Annotated in this window: 18 protein-coding genes and 2 tRNA genes; 5 read left to right on the forward strand and 15 right to left on the reverse strand. The window is 71.8% G+C overall.

Features of this window, described 5'->3' with window-relative positions; genetic code table 11:
• Positions 1 to 470 precede the first annotated feature (470 nt).
• The 9 genes from ppk2 to ACX9GQ_RS08045 all read right to left on the reverse strand — a co-directional run bounded on the left by ppk2 (position 471) and on the right by ACX9GQ_RS08045 (position 10,895).
• Positions 471 to 1,589, reverse strand: coding sequence for a polyphosphate kinase 2 (ppk2, locus tag ACX9GQ_RS08005; protein ID WP_459628994.1), 1,119 nt, complete (start codon positions 1,587 to 1,589; stop codon positions 471 to 473).
• Positions 1,590 to 1,677: 88 nt separating this feature from the next.
• The gene (locus ACX9GQ_RS08010; protein WP_459628995.1) at positions 1,678 to 1,944 is read right to left on the reverse strand and encodes a GlsB/YeaQ/YmgE family stress response membrane protein; all 267 of its coding nucleotides are present in this window, start codon (positions 1,942 to 1,944) and stop codon (positions 1,678 to 1,680) included.
• A gap of 95 nt (positions 1,945 to 2,039) precedes the next feature.
• Positions 2,040 to 2,924 (reverse strand): polysaccharide deacetylase family protein, encoded by an 885-nt coding sequence (locus tag ACX9GQ_RS08015; protein WP_459628996.1) that lies wholly within the window; start codon positions 2,922 to 2,924, stop codon positions 2,040 to 2,042.
• Positions 2,925 to 3,029: 105 nt separating this feature from the next.
• On the reverse strand, positions 3,030 to 5,687 hold the full coding sequence (locus ACX9GQ_RS08020) for a S8 family serine peptidase (protein ID WP_459628997.1): 2,658 nt from the start codon (positions 5,685 to 5,687) through the stop codon (positions 3,030 to 3,032).
• Positions 5,688 to 5,923: 236 nt separating this feature from the next.
• A complete protein-coding gene (locus ACX9GQ_RS08025; protein WP_459628998.1) occupies positions 5,924 to 7,231 on the reverse strand; it encodes an HlyD family type I secretion periplasmic adaptor subunit in 1,308 nt (435 codons plus the stop codon).
• Complete coding sequence (locus ACX9GQ_RS08030) at positions 7,221 to 9,011, reverse strand: type I secretion system permease/ATPase (RefSeq protein ID WP_459628999.1); 1,791 nt, start codon at positions 9,009 to 9,011, stop codon at positions 7,221 to 7,223. Before ACX9GQ_RS08030 ends, ACX9GQ_RS08025 begins: the two co-directional genes overlap by 11 nt.
• Positions 9,012 to 9,154: 143 nt before the next feature.
• Positions 9,155 to 9,622, reverse strand: coding sequence for a DUF1203 domain-containing protein (locus tag ACX9GQ_RS08035; protein WP_459629000.1), 468 nt, complete (start codon positions 9,620 to 9,622; stop codon positions 9,155 to 9,157).
• An 83-nt stretch (positions 9,623 to 9,705) separates the two neighbouring features.
• A complete protein-coding gene (locus ACX9GQ_RS08040) occupies positions 9,706 to 10,329 on the reverse strand; it encodes an ankyrin repeat domain-containing protein (RefSeq protein WP_459629309.1) in 624 nt (207 codons plus the stop codon).
• 113 nt (positions 10,330 to 10,442) lie between these two features.
• Positions 10,443 to 10,895 (reverse strand): nucleoside deaminase, encoded by a 453-nt coding sequence (locus ACX9GQ_RS08045; RefSeq protein ID WP_459629001.1) that lies wholly within the window; start codon positions 10,893 to 10,895, stop codon positions 10,443 to 10,445.
• A 140-nt stretch (positions 10,896 to 11,035) separates the two neighbouring features.
• On the opposite strand from ACX9GQ_RS08045, the gene ACX9GQ_RS08050 reads away from it, so the two are divergent.
• On the forward strand, positions 11,036 to 11,437 hold the full coding sequence (locus ACX9GQ_RS08050) for a VOC family protein (RefSeq protein WP_459629002.1): 402 nt from the start codon (positions 11,036 to 11,038) through the stop codon (positions 11,435 to 11,437).
• A gap of 71 nt (positions 11,438 to 11,508) precedes the next feature.
• Here ACX9GQ_RS08050 and ACX9GQ_RS08055 read toward each other — a convergent pair whose 3' ends face one another.
• Entirely contained in the window at positions 11,509 to 12,033 is a 525-nt protein-coding gene (locus tag ACX9GQ_RS08055) for a cysteine dioxygenase (protein ID WP_459629003.1), read from the reverse strand.
• Between the two features lie 146 nt (positions 12,034 to 12,179).
• On the opposite strand from ACX9GQ_RS08055, the gene ACX9GQ_RS08060 reads away from it, so the two are divergent.
• Positions 12,180 to 12,647 carry an Lrp/AsnC family transcriptional regulator gene (locus tag ACX9GQ_RS08060; protein WP_459629310.1) on the forward strand — a complete coding sequence of 156 codons (468 nt, stop codon included), beginning with the start codon at positions 12,180 to 12,182 and terminating at the stop codon, positions 12,645 to 12,647.
• 39 nt (positions 12,648 to 12,686) lie between these two features.
• Here the strand turns inward: ACX9GQ_RS08060 and ACX9GQ_RS08065 are convergent.
• Positions 12,687 to 12,761: transfer RNA gene (locus ACX9GQ_RS08065), tRNA-Gln, on the reverse strand.
• Between the two features lie 238 nt (positions 12,762 to 12,999).
• On the opposite strand from ACX9GQ_RS08065, the gene ACX9GQ_RS08070 reads away from it, so the two are divergent.
• The 3 genes from ACX9GQ_RS08070 to ACX9GQ_RS08080 all read left to right on the forward strand — a co-directional run bounded on the left by ACX9GQ_RS08070 (position 13,000) and on the right by ACX9GQ_RS08080 (position 14,942).
• A tRNA-Pro gene (locus tag ACX9GQ_RS08070) sits at positions 13,000 to 13,076 on the forward strand.
• A gap of 194 nt (positions 13,077 to 13,270) precedes the next feature.
• Positions 13,271 to 14,308 (forward strand): alpha/beta fold hydrolase, encoded by a 1,038-nt coding sequence (locus ACX9GQ_RS08075; protein ID WP_459629004.1) that lies wholly within the window; start codon positions 13,271 to 13,273, stop codon positions 14,306 to 14,308.
• A gap of 61 nt (positions 14,309 to 14,369) precedes the next feature.
• The gene (locus ACX9GQ_RS08080) at positions 14,370 to 14,942 is read left to right on the forward strand and encodes an SCO family protein (RefSeq protein ID WP_459629005.1); all 573 of its coding nucleotides are present in this window, start codon (positions 14,370 to 14,372) and stop codon (positions 14,940 to 14,942) included.
• A 9-nt stretch (positions 14,943 to 14,951) separates the two neighbouring features.
• Here the strand turns inward: ACX9GQ_RS08080 and ACX9GQ_RS08085 are convergent, their stop codons facing one another.
• The 4 genes from ACX9GQ_RS08085 to ACX9GQ_RS08100 form a co-directional block, all read right to left on the reverse strand.
• On the reverse strand, positions 14,952 to 15,224 hold the full coding sequence (locus ACX9GQ_RS08085; protein ID WP_459629006.1) for a hypothetical protein: 273 nt from the start codon (positions 15,222 to 15,224) through the stop codon (positions 14,952 to 14,954).
• 85 nt (positions 15,225 to 15,309) lie between these two features.
• A complete protein-coding gene (locus tag ACX9GQ_RS08090) occupies positions 15,310 to 18,444 on the reverse strand; it encodes an efflux RND transporter permease subunit (RefSeq protein ID WP_459629007.1) in 3,135 nt (1,044 codons plus the stop codon).
• Positions 18,444 to 19,643 carry an efflux RND transporter periplasmic adaptor subunit gene (locus tag ACX9GQ_RS08095; protein WP_459629008.1) on the reverse strand — a complete coding sequence of 400 codons (1,200 nt, stop codon included), beginning with the start codon at positions 19,641 to 19,643 and terminating at the stop codon, positions 18,444 to 18,446. Before ACX9GQ_RS08095 ends, ACX9GQ_RS08090 begins: the two co-directional genes overlap by 1 nt.
• Positions 19,640 to 20,302, reverse strand: coding sequence for a TetR/AcrR family transcriptional regulator (locus ACX9GQ_RS08100; protein ID WP_459629009.1), 663 nt, complete (start codon positions 20,300 to 20,302; stop codon positions 19,640 to 19,642). Before ACX9GQ_RS08100 ends, ACX9GQ_RS08095 begins: the two co-directional genes overlap by 4 nt.
• Between the last annotated feature and the right edge of the window lie 152 nt (positions 20,303 to 20,454).

Below are 20,454 nucleotides of genomic sequence, written 5' to 3' on the forward strand. Positions count from 1 at the left end.
TGCCGATCCGCGCACCGCCCCGAAGGCCAGGCGCAGACGACACCAGAAAAGCCAGACACGCCCCAGACGACAGCCCCAGCCGGACAGGCGCCGGGGCCGAAGAACATTGTGGGCGGGGTCGAGGGCCCGTCTCGTCACACGGGCGACGAAGGGCTGGATCCCCTTCCCGAGCGGCTGCGCCGGTCGCCGGGGATGACGGCGGGATGCTGCCGGGGCGCGTCAGAGATGGTGACGGCGGGCTGTCCGGAAGGGCCGAGGGGCGGCTGGGAGAGCTGACCGCCGAGGAACCGCTCCCCCGGACCGGACTTGCGGGCATCCTCCCCGCCGTGATCCCCGGCCGGAGCGCCGGAGGCGGGCTGGGGAAGGGGATCGGGAACGGGCCGGGACAGGATGCACGGGAACGACGAGGCGCATCGACGTCCGCGGACAGCGGCCCGCCTCGCCACGAACCGCAGACGGCTCCTCCCCCGTCAGTTCGCCCGCTTCAGGTCCGGGTGCGACACGCGCTGGATGAGCGTCGGGTCGCGGCCGAGCACGAGGGCGGAGGCGCCGACGATCAGCGGGTCGGGGCCCTTCACGACGTGCGTGTCCTTGTCCGGATAGGGCAGCGTCGAGAGGAAATGCTGCATGGCGTTGAGACGGGCGCGTTTCTTGTCGTTGGACTTGATGATCGTCCACGGCGCGTCGGCGGTGTCGGTGTAGAAGAACATCGCCTCCTTGGCCTCGGTGTACGCGTCCCACTTGTCGAGCGACGCGCGGTCGATGGGCGACAGCTTCCACTGCTTCAGCGGGTCCGTCTCGCGCGACTTGAACCGGCGCAGCTGCTCGTCGCGGGTCACCGAGAACCAGAACTTGAAGAGCCGGATGCCGGAGCGCACCAGCATCCGCTCCAGCTCGGGCGTCTGGCGCATGAACTCGAGATACTCCTGCGGCGAGCAGAAGCCCATGACGCGCTCGACGCCGGCGCGGTTGTACCAGGAGCGATCGAAGAACACGATCTCGCCGCCGGCCGGCAGCTGCTCGATGTAGCGCTGGAAATACCACTGCGTGCGCTCGCGCTCGCTCGGCTTCTCCAGCGCCACGACGCGGGCGCCGCGCGGGTTGAGGTGCTCCATGAACCGCTTGATCGTGCCGCCCTTGCCGGCGGCGTCGCGGCCCTCGAAGAGCACGACGATCTTCTCGCCCGTCTCCTTCACCCAGTTCTGCAGCTTCAGGAGCTCCACCTGCAGCGGCAGGACGTGCTCCATGTAGGCCTTCTCGGTGAGGCGCGTCGCGTAGGGGAACTCGCCCGTCTCGAAGGCGCGACGGATGGCGTCCGGGTCGTGGCGCAACTGCGCGGGCGAGCGATCACGCTTGGCCGGCGCGCCGAGTGCCCCCGCGGCCTCGACGATGGTGCGCCCGCCGTCCGCAGGTGCCGGGGCGGCCGCGGCTTCGGCCTCGGCGGTGGCCGGAGCCGGAACCACCGGCGGAGGAACGGCGGGAGCCGCGGCAGCCACGCCGTTCGCGGCAGCGAGGGCATCGGCGCCGGCGGCGCCCACGTTGGTGGCGGTGGTGGCGGGACGGGTCCTCGTCTTCACGGTACGGCTCATCATGGCTCCCCTGCGGTTGCCCGCAGGAAAGCATGACAGTCGGGTGACACGCCTTGACGAAGCGCAAGCCCGGCCGCAGCCGGCGCCGTCAGCGCGTCGTGACGGTGCGGTTGCGGGCCACCATGCCCCAGATGGCCAGCACGATGATGGCGCCGACCACGGCACCGACGAGCCCCGCCCCCTCCCCGGCGCGGTACCAGCCCACCGCCTGGCCGAGCCACGTCGCGACGAAGGCGCCGACGATGCCGAGGATCGTGGTGAGGATGAAGCCGGAGGGCTCGTTGTCGCCCGGCATGAGGAACTTGGCGATGATGCCGGCGACGAAACCGATGATGATGGTCCAGAGAATGCCCATGGCCTGACCTCGCTTGCGGAGCCCCCTCCGTTCTCGGGACGGACAACGCCCGGCCGGGCGCGGACGTTGCGTGGGCGGCGGCAAGGCCCAATCCGTCAGGGCGGCGGCACCGTCGCGGCGAAGGCCTCGGCAACGGCGCCGGGCGTGGTGAGCCAGAGATCGTCGCGGCGCCCGGCGACGTGGGCGAGCGCGCGGCGCAGGTGCCGCAGGCGGTAGGGCTGGCCGACGATGTAGGCGTGCAGCGCGATCCCCATCACCAGCGGCGGGCCTCCCCTCGCCTGGTCGATCATCTCGTCGAGGTTGTCGACGATCATGTCGGCGAAGGCGTCGGCGCCGTCCTTGCGGGCGACGATGGCGGGGATGTCGTTGAGTTCCTGCGGATAGGGCACGGCCAGCAGCGGACCGGCGCGCGTCGCCATCCAGACGGGCTGGTCGTCGCTGCACCAGTTCAGCGTGTAGCCGTAGCCCTCCTCCTTCAGGAGGTCGGGCGTGGCGTGGCTCTCGGCGATCCACGGGCTCAGCCAGCCCGCCGGCGACCTCCCCTCCTCGCGCAGCATCCGCTGCGTGCACTCCGCGATGAGGCGGCGCTCCTCCTCCTCCGGCAGCACGCTCTGGCGCTCGGCGTTGGTGCGCCCGTGCCCGACCATCTCGTCGCCGCGCCGGCGCATGGCGGCGACAAGCTGGGGGGCGTGGTCGTACATCGCGCTGTTGACCAGCGCCGCCGCCGGAAGCTGGAGGTCACCGAACAGGTCGAGCAGGCGCCACGCGCCCACCCGGTTGCCGTACTCGCGCCAGGCGTAGTTGAGTACGTCGGGCTGCGGGCCGCCCGGGGCGAGCTCGGCGCCCAGCCCTTCGCCGAAGGCGAAGTGCTCCAGGTTCAGCGCCACGTAGACGGCGAGGCGCCGCCCGTTCGGCCATGCGAAGTCCGGCCGCTCGACGATCGGCGAATAGGGAAAGCGCCCGTGGCTCTTGAGCAGCATGCGTCGGTGCTCCGGCTGGCCCGGGACGACGGCCGGGCGCGATTCGTCCGGAGAGTGTCGCACGGTCTCCCGTCTCCCCGCAGGCGGGGCCGGGAGACCGCTGCGCTAGCCCCAGATGAAGTCCTTCGCCGCCAGCTGCTTGTTGGCCTGGCCCGCGAGGACGATGGCATCGAGGGAGCCGGCGATCGAGACCACGAGGTCGGTGCCGACCGTCGCCCAAGACACCTGCGCGCTCGTGGCGGCGCCGCGCAGGTCGAGGCGGTCGAAGCCGAACTCGAAGTCCGCGACCGTGTCGCGGCCGAAGCCGGCGAAGTCGAAGGCATAGACATCATTGCCCGCGCTGCCGCGCAGCACGTCGTTGCCGGCGCCGCCGAGCAGCGTGTCGTTGCCGGTGCCGCCGACGAGGCTGTCGACGCCGCCGGCGCCCAGCAGCCGGTCGTTGCCGGCGCCGCCGTCCAGCAGGTTGTTGCCGCCGTCGCCGGTGATCACGTCGGCGAAGCCCGAGCCGGTGACGTTCTCGATGGAGACGAGCACGTCGCCCTGCGCATCGCCGCCCGTGTTCACCTTCGTCGTCAGGTTGACGGTCACTGCGGCGGCGGAGGCCGCGTAGCTCGCGGTGTCCGTGCCGACGCCGCCGTCGAGCGTGTCGGCGCCGCCGAGGCCCTGCAGCACGTCGTCGCCGCGCATGCCGAGGATGCGGTTGGCCACGCCGTTGCCGGTGATCACGTCGTTGCCGTCGCCGGTGACGATGTTCTCGAAGGTCGAGCCGCTGGCGATGGTGAAGAAGCTGCGCCCGCCGACGGTCGTCGCGACGCCCGTGTTCAGGTTGGCGACGACCGTCTCGGTCTGGCTCGCCATGTTGATCCAGTCGGTGCCGCCGTCGAGGTCCTTCAGCACGCGGCGCGAGGCGTCGAGCGCGGCCATCTTCTCGAACTCGTCGGTGATGTGCATGACGTCGTTGACCGACGGCGCGTCGCCGTAGACGTCGAGCTTCCAGCCGGTGAGCGTGCCCTGCAGGCCGTTGGCGCGCGTGTCGGTGACGTTCAGCGTCCACGTGCCGTTCGACAGTTCGCCGCGCAGCGCCTCGGAGGTGAAGGTCCACGTCCAGCCGGATACGGACTGCGTGCCCGACATCGGCGCCAGCAGCACGCTGCGGGTGCCCTCGGCCGACACGAGCTCGACGCGCAGGTCGTTGACGTTGCCATGGGTCAGCGTGAGCGTCAGCGCGACGCTCTCGAGCTCGATGGCACGGGTGACGGTGAACCGCGTGCTCGCCGTGACGCCGTCGCGCAGGGCCATGCTGGTCGCCGCGGCGACGCTCGCCGTCTGCTCGTTGGCGGTCGTCTGCGCGACGCCGAAGTTGCTCCACACCTCGGCGAAGCGCACGGCCTCGTGCACGTCGAGGAGGCCGAAGCCGACGTCGTTGGAGTAGTGCTGGCCGCCGCCGTTGACGTTGTCCGCCTTGTTGATCGTCCAGCCGTACTGCATGTTCCCGGCGAGGCCGCCGGTGAGCGCGGCCGGCGTGGTGTGGTTGGCGCTGACCGACAGGATGTCCTGCACGTCGCGCCAGCCGAGGCCGGCATTGGCCGACAGCATGCGGGCCACTGCCGCCGTCACCATGGGGCCGGCGGCCGAGGTGCCGCCGAAGCCGGACGTGTAGTCGCCCGCCGCGTAGCCGGCGGCGCCGGTCTGGTCCGTCGTCGTGATGCCGTACCAGCCGCCGTTCGACGAGCCAGAGACGAACACCGAGGAGCCTCGGGTCGAGTAGAAGGCGACGTCGCCCGTGTCGGCGATGGCGCCGACGGTGATGGTGTAGCGGCTGGCGTTGAAGTTCGAGGCGTTGGAGTTGGTGGCGCTGTCGTTGCCGGCGGAGTTCACCTCGATGGTGCCGAGCCCGCCGCGGCCGTACGTGCCGGCCCAGGTCAGCGCCGCGCCGAACTGAGCGCCCCACGACGTCGCCACCGCGGTGCCGTCGACGTAGCGGCCGACCCAGCCCCAGGAGTGGTTGGTGACGTCGTACGTCGTCTGCATGCGCATGGCGGTGATCATGTTGGCGCCGCCGGCGTTGCCGAAGACGTTCACCGTCGCGAACTGCGCGCCGTAGGCGATGCCAGAGACACCGATGCCGTTGTCGGCGGTGGCGGCGATGATGCCGGCCACGGCGGTGCCATGCGTTCCGCCGGAGGTCGACGGGTCGAGCTTCACGCCGTTGATGGTGAGCTCGAGCGCGGAATTGTAGTTGCCGCGCAGGTCGAGGTGGTTCTTGTCGATGCCGTCGTCATAGATGCCGACCTTGACGCCGCGGCCGGTGAACTCGCTGCCGAGCCGCAGCACGTCCATGCTCGACTTGTGCCACTGCGAGGAGGCGAGCGGGTCGTTGGTCGCGCCGACGGCGCGCACCGCGACGGCCATGCTCTCGATCGCCGCCAGGGGTGCGGCATCGGCGACGGGCGCGTCGACGGAGGCGGCAGCGACAGCCGCGGCCGGCGCGTCGGTTCCCGGCAGCGTGGCCTCGGACGGGTCGACGACGGCCGCAGCCGGAGCGGCGCGCGCCTCGTCCGCCGGCATGCGCCCGACGAGCGGAACGCCGCCCGGCGTCAGGAAGGCGTCGAAGCGCAGCGCCTCCGTCGACAGCAGCGATGGCGTCCACGGCGCCGCGCCCGCGGGGGCGTCGGCGGGACGGGAAGCCTGCGGGGCGAAGGGATCGAGGTCCTCGGGGAGCGAGACAAGATCGAGCGGGAGGCGGGCCGGCGACTGCTTCACGGTCGTGTATCCTGGGAAGGCTGTGGCGATCGTCCTGCATCATCGCAGGCAGCTGTGGCGTGGCCGTTGAGCGATTGTCTCGAAATTAAAAGACTCCTCCGAAAACTTGAGCCGAAGGCGACGCATACGGCGATCGCGGGCGGCCCGGGCTCGCCGGAAACGGCCACCTCGCCCCGGTCGTCATCCCATCACCTCCCGCGTCTTTGGTGTGCCGACGCGGGTGGTCGTTCCCCGCCTCAGTTCTCCCGCATGCCCCGGCGCAGGGCGTCGCTGAGGGGCTGGACGAGGTAGTCGAGGACGGTGCGCTCGCCCGTGGCGATGACGACGTCGGCGGGCATGCCCGGCACGAGGCGGGAGCGCATCCCCTCGGGGAACGAGGCGGCGCGCACCGAGACCTGCATGGCGTAGTAGGGCTGTCGCGTCGCCTCGTCGACGAGGGCGTCGGCCGAGATGGAACGCACCTCCCCGACGGCGATCGGCGTGGTGCGCGACTTGAACGCGGGCAGCCGCACCTCGGCCGGCAGGCTGGGGTGGACGTGGGTGATGTCGATGGGGCTCAGCCGGGCCGAGACGACGAGAACGTCGTCCTCCGGCACGATCTCCATCATCACCTCGCCCGGCCGCACGACGGCGCCCACCGTGCTGATGCGGCGGTTGACGATGCGGCCCGAGCGCGGGGCGCGGACCTCGGCGCGGCGCAGCTGGTCCTCCGCCACGCGGCGGCGCTCGCGGGCATCGGAGAGGTCGCGCCGCACGGCGACGAGCCGGGCCGAGGCCTCCTCGACGAAGCGGCGGTCGATGCCCTCGACCTGCAGCCGCGCCTCGGCGATGACGCGGCCGAGCCGCGCCACCTCCGCCTCGAAGGCGCCGATGCGGCCCTCCATCTCGGTGCGCTGGCGCTCGACGCCCTGGATGCGCGGGCGCTGGATCAGCCCCTGCAGCTCGAGCGGGCGCAGGCGCGCCATCTCGTCGGTGAAGGACTTCACCTGCGACCGGGCGCTGGCGAGCTGGGCGTTGAGCCCCTCGATCTGCCGCTCCGCCTGGGCGATGCGCTCGTTGATGCCGGCCGCCTCGTTGGCGCGGGCAGACCGGCGGTCGTCGAAGGCGCGGGATTGGTCCGCCAGCGCGCGGGCCACTTCGGGCTCGCCGGCGCGCGCCGTGAGCAGGGCCGGCGGCACGAACGTCGGCGACCGCTCGATCTCCGCGATGAGCCGCGCCTCCTCGGCCTCGGCGGAGGCGGCCTGGTTGCGCGCCATCTCGGCGGCGGCGCGGGAGGCCATCGGATCGATGCGCACCAACACCTCGCCGGCCTCCACGCGGCGGTCCTCGGTGACGAGGATCTCCGCCACGATTCCGCCCTCGAGGTGCTGCACGAGCTGGCGGTCCGTCTCCAGCGTGATGCGCCCGGGTGCGACCACCGCCGCGTCGAGCCGCGCCACGGCCGACCAGCCGCCGAACACGCCGAAGGTGAGGACGATGACGACGGCGCCGGCCCGCACGGCCGGCCGCCAGTCACCGCGCGGCGTCCGCGTCTCACGCGCCATGGGCCGCTGCCTTCTGCGCGGGTGCGGGGGACGATCCGACGTCAGGGGCCGGCTCGCGCGCCGCGCCGCGGCCCATGTCGCGAACGACCGCGGCGACGTTGGGGCCCAGGATCAGCGGCAGCATCTCGTCGCGCATACCCACCTTGCGGGCTTCGCCCTCGTGCATCACCAGCACCTTGTCCACGACGCCGAGCAGATTCGGCTTGTGGGTGATGATGACGACGGTGGCGCCTCGCGCCTTCAGGCCGGCGATGGCGGCGACGAGCGCGGCGTCGCCCTCCCCGTCAAGGTTGGAGTTGGGCTCGTCGAGCACGACGAGGCATGGGCTGCCATAGAGCGCGCGGGCGAGGCCGAGGCGCTGCTTCTGGCCGCCGGAGAGGCCGACGCCGTCCTCCCCGACCACGGTGTCGTAGCCCTCCGGCAGGCGCTGGATGACGGCGTGCGCCTGCGCCGCCTCGGCGGCGGCCACAACCGCCGCGTCGTCGCGCGGGCCGAAGCGGGAAATGTTTTCGGCGATGGTGCCGGCGAAGAGCTCGATGTCCTGCGGCAGGTAGCCGATGGCGGCGCCGAACTGGTCGACGTCGTAGTGGGCAATGTCGTTGCCGTCGATGCGGACGCTGCCGCCGGCCGCCGGCCAGGCGTTGACGAGGGCACGGGCGAGCGAGGACTTGCCGGAGCCGGTGGGGCCGACCACGGCCATCACCTCGCCCGGCTGGAGCGCGAACGTCACCCGCCGCACGACGGCGGACTGGGTGCCCGGCGCCAGCACGGTCAGGCCCTCCACGTCGACACGCCCCCGCGGCGGCGGCAGCCGCAGGCGAGGCTGGACGGCCGGGTGCTCGGCGAACAGGCGCACGAGGCGCTGGCGGGCGGCGCGGGCCGTGACGAAGGAGCGCCACTGGCCGACCGCCTGCTCCACCGGCGACAGCGCGCGGCCCATGATGAGCGAGGCGGCGAACATGACGCCGGGGCTGATCTCCTGCCGGATGGCGAGCCACGCGCCGGCGCCGAGGATGGCGACCTGCAGCACGAGGCGCAGGACCTTGGAGGCGGCGAGCAGCAGGCCGCCGCGCTCGCCGGCCAGCACCTGCTTCTCCAGCGCCTCCTGGTGGTGCGCCTGCCAGCGGCCGCGCACGGCCCGCGCCATGCCGAGGCCGCGGATCGCCTCGGCGTTGCGCAGCGAGGCGGAGAGCCGCTCGTGGCTTGCGATGGCGAGCAGCGACGCCTCGACCAGCGGGCGGCGGGTGAGCAGTTCGTTGAGCAGCGCGATGAGGAACAGCGCGGCCGCGCCCACGAACGCCACCGCGCCGATGAGCGGGTGGAAGAGGAAGCAGACGACGAGGAAGATCGGCACCCACGGCGCATCGAGCAGCGTGACGATGCCGGCGCCGCCGATGAAGTCGCGAACCGCGTCGACGTCGCGCAGCACCTGCGCGTGGTGGCTGCCGCGCTGCCTCAGAGCGGCCTGCAGCGCGGCGTCGAAGGCGGGCCCCGACAGCACGTCGTCGAAGCGCAGGCCCGCCTGCACGAGGATCTTCGACCGCAGGTGCTCCAGCGCCGCGTAGGCGAAGAGCAGGGCGACGACGATGGCCGAGATCATCAGCAGCGTCGTCTCGTTCCGCGAGGTCATGACGCGGTCGTAGACCTGCAGCATGTAGACCGACGGGATGAAGACCATCAGGTTGATGAACAGCGAGAACACGAACACGGCGGCCACTGCGGGCCGGATGGCCCGCAGTGCCTTCGAGAGGGGATCGCGTGTCCCGTGCGAGGGCTTCATGCCCGTCCGCTCCGTCCCGTCGCCGGTCGCCCGGCCTTCGGGACGACCCTAGCGCGGACCGGTTAACGGAGCGGCAGCGCGACGCCCGATTTTCGACAAGTACCTGTTCATCAAGCGCAAATGCCGATGCCGGGGAAGGTCGCTCAGGCCCGCTCGATGCGGCCGGAATAGCACCCGCGCCTGGCATTGTGGGCGTGGACATAGGCGACCGCCGGCTGGGCCAGCAGGCGGTGGATGAGGCCCTCGATCTTCTCGCCGTCGACGAGGTCGGCGTCGACGATCATGCCCGCCGCGTCGTAGGCGCGCAGCGAGAGGATGCGGGGGCGCATGACCTCGGGGACCTCGTTCACCCGGTCGTAGGTCTGCGTCGCTCCCTCCCGCACGTAGATGGCGTGGCGCGCCCGGTAGGGCGAGGCCGCGGGCTGGCACTCGTGGTTGAGCAGCAGCATCGTCTCGCCCGGGCGCCCTTCGCGCATCTCGACGCGGTCGGGGAAGCCGACGCCCGCCTCCACGGGGACGCGGAGGATGCCGAGGCGGGACAGGTCCTCCCCGGGCAGGCCGTAGAGGGGCAGGAAGGGCTCGGGCGACAAGCCGGTGATGCGGAAGTCCATGGTGAGGTCTCCTCGAAGGGAGCCCGCAGGAAAGCCGCCCGGCGCCACCTCCGCATCCCGCCGCTTGCGGTGGAATCCGTGTCTCAGCGCGCTCCCGCCGCGGTCAGGATGGCGACGACCGAGGACTGTCCCATCCGGCGGGCGTGAGTCAGGGGCGTGACGCCGTCGCGGTCCGGGAAGTCCACCTTCGCGCCGCCGGCGACCAGCAGGCGCACGATCTCGGTGTGGCGGGGGCCGCCGTCGCCGAGGATCACGGCCTCCAGCAGCGCCGTCCAGCCGAGGCGGTTCACGTGGTTCACGTCGACGGCGGTGGCGAGCAGCGTGCGGACCACCTCGACATGTCCATGATGCGCGGCGGGGATGAGCCCCGTGCCGCCGTAGCGGTTGACGCTGCGCAGGTCGGCGCCCGCCGCCAGCGTCATCTTCAGGATCTCGAGGCGTCCCTCGGCGGCGGCGTAGAGGTAGGGGCTGTCGTGGATGTCGTCCTTCGCGTTGACGTCGGCCCCCGCGGCGATGAGCCGCCGCGCGACCTCGACATGGTTGGCGTGCGTGGCGGCGAGCAGCGCCGTGCGGCCGCGGCCGTCGCGTTCGGTGACGGGGGCCCCGGAGGCGAGGAGTTTCTCCACGCCGGCGAGGTCGCCGCGGGAGGCGGCATCGATCAGGGACTGGCCGGGCGAGGTCACGGCGGCAGGGCTCCGGTGCGGCATGAGGACCCACGCCGCGACGAAGGCCGGCAGGCCCGCGGCGACGGCGCGGCGGGTGGGAGTGGCCGGCGTGGCAGACGCCGGCGTGGCGGGGGCCGGCGTGGGACGGTACGGCTTCATCGTGCCCTCGGCGCGCCGGCGTCGGTGAGGGAGGCGCCGTAGACCATGCGCGCCACGCCGGCGCGGGCGGCGTTGGCCTCGCACATCGGGCAGGGCCGCGAGGTCGACACGAGCGTCGCGCCGGCGGCGCCGGCCGGGCCGGCGCGTCGGACCGCGTCGCGGATCGCCTCGGTCTCGGCGTGGGCGGTGGGATCGGCCCTGGTCACCACGGCGCTGGGCCCCTCCCCGACGATCCGCCCTTCGCGAACCAGCACGGCCCCGTAGGACTGGTCGCCCGCAGCGACGGCCTGGTCGCGCAGCGCGGCGGCACGCGCCATGAACGGGGCCAGCGATGCCGTCTCAGCCGCGGCCGCCGGCCTCGAGGCGCCCAGCAGCACCCAGCCGGCGCAGCCGACGAGCCAGCGGCGGCGCGTCGTCGGGGGCAGGCGGAGCGGGGGCGGCGACGTCATGGACGGAGCCTAAGCAGGGTGCGGCCCGCCGGCAATGCACCCCCCGCAGTGCAGCCGCGCCCGCCCTCCCCCCTGCTTGCCGGGGTCCGGCAGGGCGCCTACGCTCGCCGCCGGGAAAACGCTCGACACGGACGACGGCCATGACCGGGGAAGCCTACAACCTGCATCACGTCTCGCTCTACGTGCGGGACGTCGACCGCAGCGCCGCGTTCTACGCGCGCGTCCTCGGCCTCACCGAGATTCCCAACCGCGTCGGACGCACCAACATCCGCTGGTTCGACCTCGACGGCGTGCGCAGCATCCATCTGATCGGGGGCGACGACGTGGACGGGCGCCCCCGGCCCTTCTCGACGCACTTCGCGCTGGCCTCGACGGACCTCGACGCCACCATGGCCCGCCTGACGCGGGAGGGCGTGACCTATGTGAGCCTCGCGCTGGAGCCCAACACCGTCCACGTGCGGCCTGACGCCATCCGCCAGATCTACTTCCAGGACCCCGACGGCCACTGGGTCGAGATCAACGACGCGACCGAAGGGCCGTAGCGGGGACGCGACGCCCACGCCCACGTCATCGGAAGCCCGCTGCCGCGCCGTCGCCGCCGGCTTCGGCCGCGTTACTGGCTCGCTTCCTCGAACTCGGCGTGAATGGAGGAGGCGTGCCGGCGGTGGTCGAACCCGTAGATGTGGATCGACACCGCGTCCTCGCTCGTCTCGTTCACCATCTGGTGGATGTTGGGCCCATCGGGCAGCATCGCCGCGACAAAGCCCGGCGTCCGCCTGGCCGTGGCCGAAACGGCGGCGCGGCCGGGGCCGACGACCCGGAACCAGCGCTCGGTCAGCACGCCGCTCACGACGCCGAAGCAGCAGGAGCAGTGGTGGTCGTGGATCGAGGTCCGCGCGCCGGCGGGCCAGAGGAGCGCGAAGACGCTCACCTGGTCGTCCCCGAACAGGAGCGTGCGGGTGTAGCTTCCCTCCTGACGCTGCAGCGTGATCCCGTCCAGAAGACAAGGGCTTGCGAGGGCCTCGCGCAGGGTGGCCCGGGCCTTGTCGAGGTAGGCCGCGGCGTGATGCGGCCCGAACAGTCCCAGATCGGCGAACGGAGCGAGGATCGGCGAGGCTGGGGCGGAGGCAGGCGGCATGGGATCGACCTCGGGGGAAAAAACAACCTCATTTTACCGCAGCGGCCCGAAATGAGATTGCAATTATCGCTCGCTACGGGCCGTAATGCGCAAAATTCAACCCACCCAAATCCAATTGAAGGGATGAAATTTTCATGCCCGAGGCCCTGGACGACATCGATTGCCGGATCCTCGCCATCCTCCAGTCCGACGCGTCGCTCACCATGGCGGAACTGGCCGAACGCGTCGGCCTGTCGCCGACCCCGTGCTGGCGCCGCGTCCAGCGGCTCGAGGAGCAGGGCTTCATCTCCCGGCGCGTGGCGCTGCTGGACCGACACCGGCTGAACGCGGGGGTGACCGTCTTCATCGCGGTCCGCACCAGCCGGCACAGCCTCGACTGGTTCGAGCAGTTCCACCGGGCGCTCAACGCCATTCCCGAGGTGCTGGAGTTCTACCGGCTCGCCGGCGACATCGACTACCTCATCAAGGCCGTCGTCCCGGACATCGGATCGTATGACGCCCTCTACAAGCGCATCATCGCGAAGGTCGAACTGACCGAGGTCACGTCCATGTTCGCCATGGAAGAACTCAAGTGCACGACGGAGATCCCGCTCACCTATGCACCGCGCCGCTGATCCGTCGCGGATCGGCGAGGGACTGCATCCAGCGAGGTCTGGCTGGGGCGGGAGGATTCGAACCTCCGCATGGCGGAATCAAAATCCGCTGCCTTACCGCTTGGCGACGCCCCACCGGCCGCGGATTCGGGTCCGGCGGCGGGCGGACGATAGTGGGACGCCGGGGCCGGCGCAACCGGGGGCCGGGACCTGACGAGGGCCTGGCGGGCGGCGCCAGGCCCTGCCGTGACGGCCACCATCCCGGGTTGCGCCGGGGGCGGAGGACCCCCTCTCCGGACGCCGGGCCGGAACCGCTTCAGCGGACTTGCGGGACGCGGACGTGGTCGCTATAAGGCGGCACCCACGGGGACGGCGGAGCGTAGCGCAGCCTGGTAGCGCACTTCGTTCGGGACGAAGGGGTCGTAGGTTCAAATCCTATCGCTCCGACCACCGTTTCCGCGATCGAGGACAGGGCTCCCTTCGGGGAGCCCTTCTTCGTTGGCGCAACGAACCTTGGCTGACGGCCAGCGGTGGATGCGAGGGAAACCCGTAAAGGTCCCACTATCCGCGAAGGCCAAGACGGCTATATGACATCGGGGTTGCGGAATGTCCGCATTGCCCCTTCGCCAGACGACCCCGCCCCGATGATCCACCCGGTCTCGCCCCTTCGTTTCGCTGGCAGCCTGCTGCCGGGCCAGCTTCCCGTGCGCGGGGACCGTCCGGAACGCACCGTGGGCGGCGCCTGCTTCGAACTCGTGTCGGTGCCGCAGAACCCGCGGCCGGAGGGGCTTTCGGTAGGCCAGTTCCAGACCCGCGACGGCCTCGCCTTGCGCACGGCGCGCCATCGCGGCCGCGGCGCCACCCGTGGCACCGTGGTTCTGCTGCAGGGGCGGGCCGACGTCATCGAGAAGTACTACGAGGTGGTGGCGGACCTCGTGGCGCGCGGGTTCGACGTCCTCACCTTCGACTGGCGCGGCCAGGGCGGCTCCCAGCGCCTGCACCGCGACCCCTCCCTGAACCACCTCGAGCGCTTCGGCGACTGCGTGCAGGACCTCATCGACATCGTCGACGACGAGGTGCGCGCCGCCCGGCGGGGACCGGTCATCGCGCTGGCCCACTCCATGGGCGCCGCCATCCTGCTCCACGCCCTGCGCCGGCGACCGGATCTCGTCGACCGCTCCATCGTCACGGCCCCGATGATCGAGATCGCTCCGCGCCTGCGCCCGCCGGGCGCGGAATGGCTGGTGCGGCTGTGCCACGGCGCCGGCTTCGCCGGCCGGCCGGTTCCGGCCCGGCGTCGGCGTCTGGCCGCGGCGGCGGACCACCAGCCCGGCAACGTGCTCACGTCGGACCCCGAGCGCTACGGTCGCACCCACCACATCCTCGCCGCCGCGCCGCATCTCGCCGTGGGCCGCCCGACCTTCGGCTGGCTGCACGAGGCCTTCGGCGCCATGGCGACGCTGCGCCGGCCCGAGGTGGCGGAGGCGATCACGTCGCCCCTGCTCGTCGTCGCCGGCGACCAGGACCGCGTGACCTCCACCCCCGCTGCCATGGCCTTCGCGCGCCGCACCGGCCGGGGCGCCGCGCTTGCCCTCCCCCACTGCGCGCACGACGTGCTGATGGAGCGCGACGTGGTGCGCGACGCGTTCTGGCTCGCCTTCGACGCGTTCGTGAACGACTGACGGCAGCGGGCGGGCCCGTCCCGGGCTTGTTGCCGACCGCCCGGCGTGGAACTGTCCCGCCATGGCCAAGCCGTTCCGCCTCCTCTGCACCGCCCTCCTCCTCGCCCTCGCCGCCCCGGCGGCAGCCGATGCTCCGCGGGTCGAGCCGCTGCGGGCGGCGGCGGCCGGCGGGTTCAGGCTGGCGGACACGGCCGGCCGCGAGGTGTCGCCGGCGACGCTCGCCGGGCGGCCCTACCTGCTGTTCCTGGGCTTCACGCACTGCCCAGACATCTGCCCGGACACGCTGCAGCGCCTGACGATGGCGATGGCCGAGGCGGGCGACGCGGCGGACCGGGTGACGGTGCTGTTCGCCTCGGTCGATCCCGAGCGGGACAGCGCCCCGGCGATGAAGGCCTATCTGGAAGCCTTCGACCCCCGCATCCGCGGGGTCACGGGCCGCCCTGCGGCGGTAAGGGAACTGGTGAACAGCCTCGGCGTGACGGTGCGGAAGGTCCCCTCGGCCGGCGGCTACACCGTCGACCATCCCCTGCAGGTCTTCATGACGGACGCAGCCGGGAGGCCGGCCGGCATCATCCGCTATACGGACACCCCGAAACAGGCGGCGGACAAGATCAAGGCCCTCGCGAGCCGCTGACCCGGCCGCTCACCGGACCGCGGGCAGCGTCTCCTGCGCGATCAGCGGCTCGGGCGCGAACAACGCCCGCGTCAGCTTCAGCGCTCCGGCCCCCAGCAGGCTCCCGGTCAGGGCGCCGGCGAGCACGACGACGAGCGCCACGCCGGCGCAGGCGAGCCCGATGCGGCGCCAGCGGCCGGTCGGCCAGCCGGACACCGGCAGCCGCGCGACGCCCGCGGACCACGCCCTGCGCCACGTCGCCGGCCGGTGGGTCTCTTCCGGCGGTGCCGATGGCTCGCTCATCACTCCCGTCCTCCGCGGATCGACAGACACAACGACTGGCTCGGGTGAAGGTGCCGGGCCGGCGCTCGCGCCCGCCCGGCTCCCGTCATTCGGCGGCGATGCGCACCGGCGGCGGGGATCCGTGCGCCGGCAGCGCGGGCTGCGGGGGCGTCTCCGGCTCCGGCTCGTCGGCCTTGCCGACGAAGCGGCCGAACGCCCAGGTGAAGAAGCGGCTGACGTCGTCCATCACGAGGAACACCGCCGGGACGAAGACGAGCGACAGCAGCGTCGACACGATCAGGCCGCCGATCACGGCGATGGCCATGGGCGAGCGGAACTCGCCGCCGTCGCCCAGCGCCATCGCGCTCGGCACCATGCCGGCGGCCATGGCGATGGTGGTCATCACGATCGGCCGGGCGCGCTTGCGGCCGGCGTCGACGATGGCCGTGACCCGATCCACGCCGCGCGCCATCTCCTCGATGGCGAAGTCGACGAGCATGATCGCGTTCTTGGTCACGATGCCCATCAGCATCAGCATGCCGATGACGACGGGCATGCTGATCGGCTTGCCGGTGACGAGCAGCGCCAGGACCACGCCGCCGAAGGAGAGCGGCAGCGAGAACAGGATGGTGATGGGCTGCAGGAAGCCGCCGAAGAGCAGCACCAGCACGCCATAGACCATCAGCACGCCCGAGCCCATGGCCAGCGCGAAGCCGCGGAACACCTCCTCCATGATCTCGGCGTCGCCCGAGGTCTGGATCTTGACGCCCGGCGGCAGCGACTTCGCCGTCGGCAGCGCCATGACCTGCTCGATCACCTGCCCGAGCGCGTCGGTGCCGTAGAGGTCGGCCTCCAGCGCGACGCGGCGCACGCGGTCATAGCGGTCGATGCCCGAGGGACCCTGGCCGAAGCCGATGTCGGCGACGACGGCGAGCGGGACCGAGCCGCCGCGGGCGGTCGGCACCTTCAGCGCCTCGAGCACGGCGGTCTCGGAGCGCCAGCGCTCGTCGATCTGCACGCGGATCGGGATCTGGCGGTCGCCGACGTTGAACTTGGCGAGGTTGGCGCCGACGTCGCCGATGGTGGCCACGCGCACCGTCTCGGCGATCGTGTCGGTCGAGACGCCGAGATCGGCGGCGAGGTCGTTGCGCGGCGTGATGCGAATCTCCGGCCGCTCAAGCGCGGCGGTGGAGACCACGCCCTGCAGCGTCGGCAGCGTGCGCATCTCGCTCTGCAGCCGGGCCGCGATGTCGACGACCTGCTGGGGATCCTCGCCGGTGACGAGGAGCGACAGGCCGCGCTGGCCGTTCTCGTTCAGCACCCAGGAGCGGATGTCCGGGATGGCGGCGAGGTCGGTCAGGATCGCGCGCTCGAGCGCCTTCTGGTTGATCTTGCGGTCGTGCTTGTTGACGTAGTTGACGATGAGGGTCGCCTTGCGCACCTCGGCGCCGCCGCCGAGGATGCGGCCGCCGTCGACGAAGACGTTGCGCACCTCGGGCCGCTCCTTGAGCTGCCGCGCGACGCGGTCGGTGAGCTGGCGCGTGTCCTCCAGCCGCGAGCCCGGGGCGAGCTCCACCGCAAAGAGCGAGCGCGCCGTGTCCTCGCCAGGCAGGAAGCCGGAGGGCAGCAGCGAGGTCGACCAGATCGAGGTCGCGAAGAAGCCGAGGCCGATGAGCACGGTGAGGAACCGGTGCCGCGCCGCGAAGCCGACCATGCGGGTGTAGCCGCGCATCACGAAGCCCTCGCGCTCGTGGTGCCCGGGCTTCGCCCGCATCAGGTAGGCGGCCATCATCGGGGTGATGAGGCGCGCGACGAGCAGCGAGAACAGCACCGCCACGGCGACGGTGAGGCCGAACTGCTTGAAGTACTGGCCGGCGATGCCGCCCATGAAGCTCACCGGCGCGAACACGGCGACGATGGTCATCGTGATCGCGATGACGGCGAGGCCGATCTCGTCGGCCGCCTCCAGCGCCGCGCGGTAGGGCGACTTGCCCATGCGCATGTGCCGGACGATGTTCTCGATCTCGACGATGGCGTCGTCGACGAGGATGCCGGTGACGAGCGTGATCGCCAGCAGGCTGACGAGGTTCAGCGAGAACCCCATCGCGTCCATGGCGAAGAAGGTCGGGATCACCGACAGCGGCAGCGCCACGGCGGAGATGATCGTGGCGCGCAGGTCGCGCAGGAAGATGAAGACCACGATGATGGCGAGAACGGCGCCCTCGATGAGGGTCATCATCGCCGACTCGTAGTTGCCGACCGTGTAGGTGACGTAGCTGTCGATCAGCTGCAGCTTCACGTCGGGGCGCTTCTCCTGCAGCGCGGCGACGCGCTTGGTCACCGCCTCGGCGACCGTGGCGTCGCTGGCGCCCTTGGCGCGGGAAATCGCGAAGGCGACCACGGGCTCGCCGTCGAGGCGGGCGAAGGTGCGCGCCTCGGCCGGGCCGTCCGTCACGGTGCCGAGCTCGTCGAGGCGGACGTTGCGGCCGCCCGGCAGCGCGATGCGCGTGTCGGCGAGCTGCTGCAGCGTCTGCGTTCCGGCGAGCGTGCGGATGGACTGCTCGCGGGCGCCCACTTCGCCGCGGCCGCCGGCCAGGTCGACATGCGTCGCGCGCAACTGGCGGTTGACGTCGGCGGCGGTGATGCCGAAGGCGGCGAGCCGGTCGGGATCGAGCGAGACGCGGATCTCGCGGTCTACACCGCCGATGCGCTCCACCTTGGAGACGCCGCGGATCGACTGGAGGTCGCGCACGACGACGTCGTCGACGTACCAGGACAGGTCCTCTGCCGACAGGGCGGGCGCCGACGCGGCGTAGGTGACGATGGGCAGGCCGGCGATGTCGATGCGCTGGACGATGGGCTCGTCGATGGTGCGCGGCAGGTCGGCGCGGATGCGCGCGATGGCGTCCTTCACGTCGTTGAGCGCGCGGTCGCTGTTCACCTCGAGCCGGAACTCGATGGTGGTCACCGAGCTGCCGTCGGTGATGTTGGAGATGACGTGCTTGACCCCCGAGATGCCGGAGACGGCGTTCTCGACCTTCTTGGTGACCTGCGTCTCCAGCTCGGACGGCGCCGCGCCGGACTGGGTGACGCTGACGGACACCAGCGGCAGGTCGATGTTGGGGAAGCGCGTGATCGGCAGGCTGGAGAAGCTCACCCAGCCGAGCACGCACAGCACGAGGAACAGGACGATCGAGGGGATCGGCCGGCGGATGGACCAGGCGGAGACGTTGAGTTGCATCACTTCGCTCCCGTCTGGTCGGCGACCCGCACGGCGTCCCCGTCGCGCAGGAAGGCGCCGGCCTTGGCGATGACCTGTTCGCCGGCGGCGAGGCCGTCGAGGATCTCGGTGTAGCCGCCGGCGGTGATGCCGGCCTTCACCTTGCGCTCGGCGATGCGGCCGTCGCGCACCACCTGCACGCGCTCCCCGGCGGCGCCGAAGAGGACGGCAGGCGTCGGCACGGCGATGCCCTCGCGACGCTCGACGACGATGGCGGCGCGGGCGAAGCTGCCCACCCGGAGAGCGTCGGACTGCGGCAGCGACACGCGCACCTTGCCGAGGCGGGTCATGGGGTCGATCTCGGCCGGCAGCAGGCGGATGCGGCCCTCGACCGGCTGGCCGCCGGCGGGGGTGACCGTGACAGGCGCGCCGGTGCGCAGGCGGGCGACCTGCGTCTCCAGCACCTCGGCCTCGAACTCCACCTCGCCGTTGGCGATGATGCGGAACATGGGCTCGGTGGCGGCGACGGCGGCGATGGCGCCGAGCCGGACGTTGCGGCGGCTGACGACGCCGGAGACCGGCGAGCGGATCTCGGTGCGGGCCAGACGCAGCTTCAGCTCGGCGCGCTGCGCCTCGGCCGAGGCCTTCTCGGCCTTGGCGACCTGCAGGCCGCTGCGGGCGGCGGAGAGGCGCGCCTCGGTGGTGCGGGCGGCGGCTGTGCGCTGGTCGATGAGTTCCTGAGTCGTGTTGCCGCTCTCCTTGAGGGTCATCGTGCGGTTGAGAGCCGCGCGCGCCTCGGTGAAGGCGGCCTCCGCCTGCGGGATGGCCCACTCGGCCTGCGCCACGGCGGCATCGGCGCGCGCGATGGCGGCGTCGTTCTGGGCGAGCAGCGTGTCCAGCGTCTCCTTGTTGAGACGCGCCAGCACCTGGCCTGCCTGCACCCGGTCGCCCTCGTCGGCGAGGAGCTCGATGACCTTGAGGCCGTCGACCTCGGCATTCACCAGCGCCTCCTGACGGGCGATCAGGTTGCCGCTGACGAGGAGACTGTCGACCATCTCGCGGCGCTGGGCCACGGCGGCGGTGACCGCCGGGACGGCGATGGAGGCCGCGGGCGCGCCCACGGCCTCGGCGGCGCGCGGCGCGGCGGCCACGACCGCAATGCCGGCGGCGGCGAGAACGAGAACGGCTGCGGTGCGCAGAAGCATCGGACGGACGATCACGGACGGACCTCGGACACGGACACGGGGGATGATGCGGGCTTCGCGGCAGGCGCCGCGACGGCGCCGGCGAAGATCGAACGGAAGAGGGCAAGCGTGACGGCGAGCTCGCGCTCCCCGTCGAAATGCGGATCAAGGGCGCGCCGCTTGAACAGGCCGTCGGCCATCGTCATCGTCACGCGGATCGCCATGTCGATGTCGACGGACGGGGCGATGGCGCCCTGGGCCTGCGCCTTGGTGAACACGGCGAACATGTGCTGCATGGCGGCCGACTCGAAGCCACCGCACTGCAGCGCGATCTGCGGGTTGCGGGTGGCCTCCGACCAGATCTCCATGACCAGGATCGCCTTCTCGCGCGGCTCCTCGATGAGGTGTTTGCGACCCATGGCCTCGAAGGCGGCGAGGAAGTCGTCCGCCGTGGCGATGGTGGCGAAGTCACCGGCGAGTTCCTCGCGGTCCCGCTCGGAGAGGCCGGAGACGATGGCCTCCTTCGAGGGGAAGTAGCGGTAGAGGTTGCCCGCGCTCATCCCCGCCTCCGCCGCCACGTCCTGCATGGTCGTGCGGTGGAAGCCCGCGCGCACGAAGCAGCGCTCCGCGGCATCGAGAATGAGGTTGCGTCGCTCGGCGGCCGAGGCCGACTGGCGGGTGGTGACGAGGCTCATGGCTCGGGCAATCCCTGAATGAACGTTCATTCCCGAATGAACGTTCATTCTCATATGGGAGGGCCCTGAGGCCCGTCAAGTGATGTTTTCCAGTATTCGTCAGCCACGTGGCATCGGATCAGCGGCCCGCCCATCCGGTAGGGCCGGCGGCA

The sequence above is a fragment of the Alsobacter sp. R-9 genome, assembly GCF_054612375.1.

Bases quoted from the DNA above. Each gene is read 5' to 3' on its own strand.
- ppk2 (WP_459628994.1), bottom strand. From the start codon at position 1,589: ATGAGCCGTACCGTGAAGACGAGGACCCGTCCCGCCACCACCGCCACC.
- ACX9GQ_RS08010 (WP_459628995.1), bottom strand. From the start codon at position 1,944: ATGGGCATTCTCTGGACCATCATCATCGGTTTCGTCGCCGGCATCATC.
- ACX9GQ_RS08015 (WP_459628996.1), bottom strand. From the start codon at position 2,924: ATGCTGCTCAAGAGCCACGGGCGCTTTCCCTATTCGCCGATCGTCGAG.
- ACX9GQ_RS08025 (WP_459628998.1), bottom strand. From the start codon at position 7,231: ATGGCGCGTGAGACGCGGACGCCGCGCGGTGACTGGCGGCCGGCCGTG.
- ACX9GQ_RS08030 (WP_459628999.1), bottom strand. From the start codon at position 9,011: ATGAAGCCCTCGCACGGGACACGCGATCCCCTCTCGAAGGCACTGCGG.
- ACX9GQ_RS08035 (WP_459629000.1), bottom strand. From the start codon at position 9,622: ATGGACTTCCGCATCACCGGCTTGTCGCCCGAGCCCTTCCTGCCCCTC.
- ACX9GQ_RS08040 (WP_459629309.1), bottom strand. From the start codon at position 10,329: ATGCCGCACCGGAGCCCTGCCGCCGTGACCTCGCCCGGCCAGTCCCTG.
- ACX9GQ_RS08045 (WP_459629001.1), bottom strand. From the start codon at position 10,895: ATGACGTCGCCGCCCCCGCTCCGCCTGCCCCCGACGACGCGCCGCCGC.
- ACX9GQ_RS08050 (WP_459629002.1), top strand. From the start codon at position 11,036: ATGACCGGGGAAGCCTACAACCTGCATCACGTCTCGCTCTACGTGCGG.
- ACX9GQ_RS08055 (WP_459629003.1), bottom strand. From the start codon at position 12,033: ATGCCGCCTGCCTCCGCCCCAGCCTCGCCGATCCTCGCTCCGTTCGCC.
- ACX9GQ_RS08075 (WP_459629004.1), top strand. From the start codon at position 13,271: ATGATCCACCCGGTCTCGCCCCTTCGTTTCGCTGGCAGCCTGCTGCCG.
- ACX9GQ_RS08080 (WP_459629005.1), top strand. From the start codon at position 14,370: ATGGCCAAGCCGTTCCGCCTCCTCTGCACCGCCCTCCTCCTCGCCCTC.
- ACX9GQ_RS08085 (WP_459629006.1), bottom strand. From the start codon at position 15,224: ATGAGCGAGCCATCGGCACCGCCGGAAGAGACCCACCGGCCGGCGACG.
- ACX9GQ_RS08090 (WP_459629007.1), bottom strand. From the start codon at position 18,444: ATGCAACTCAACGTCTCCGCCTGGTCCATCCGCCGGCCGATCCCCTCG.
- ACX9GQ_RS08100 (WP_459629009.1), bottom strand. From the start codon at position 20,302: ATGAGCCTCGTCACCACCCGCCAGTCGGCCTCGGCCGCCGAGCGACGC.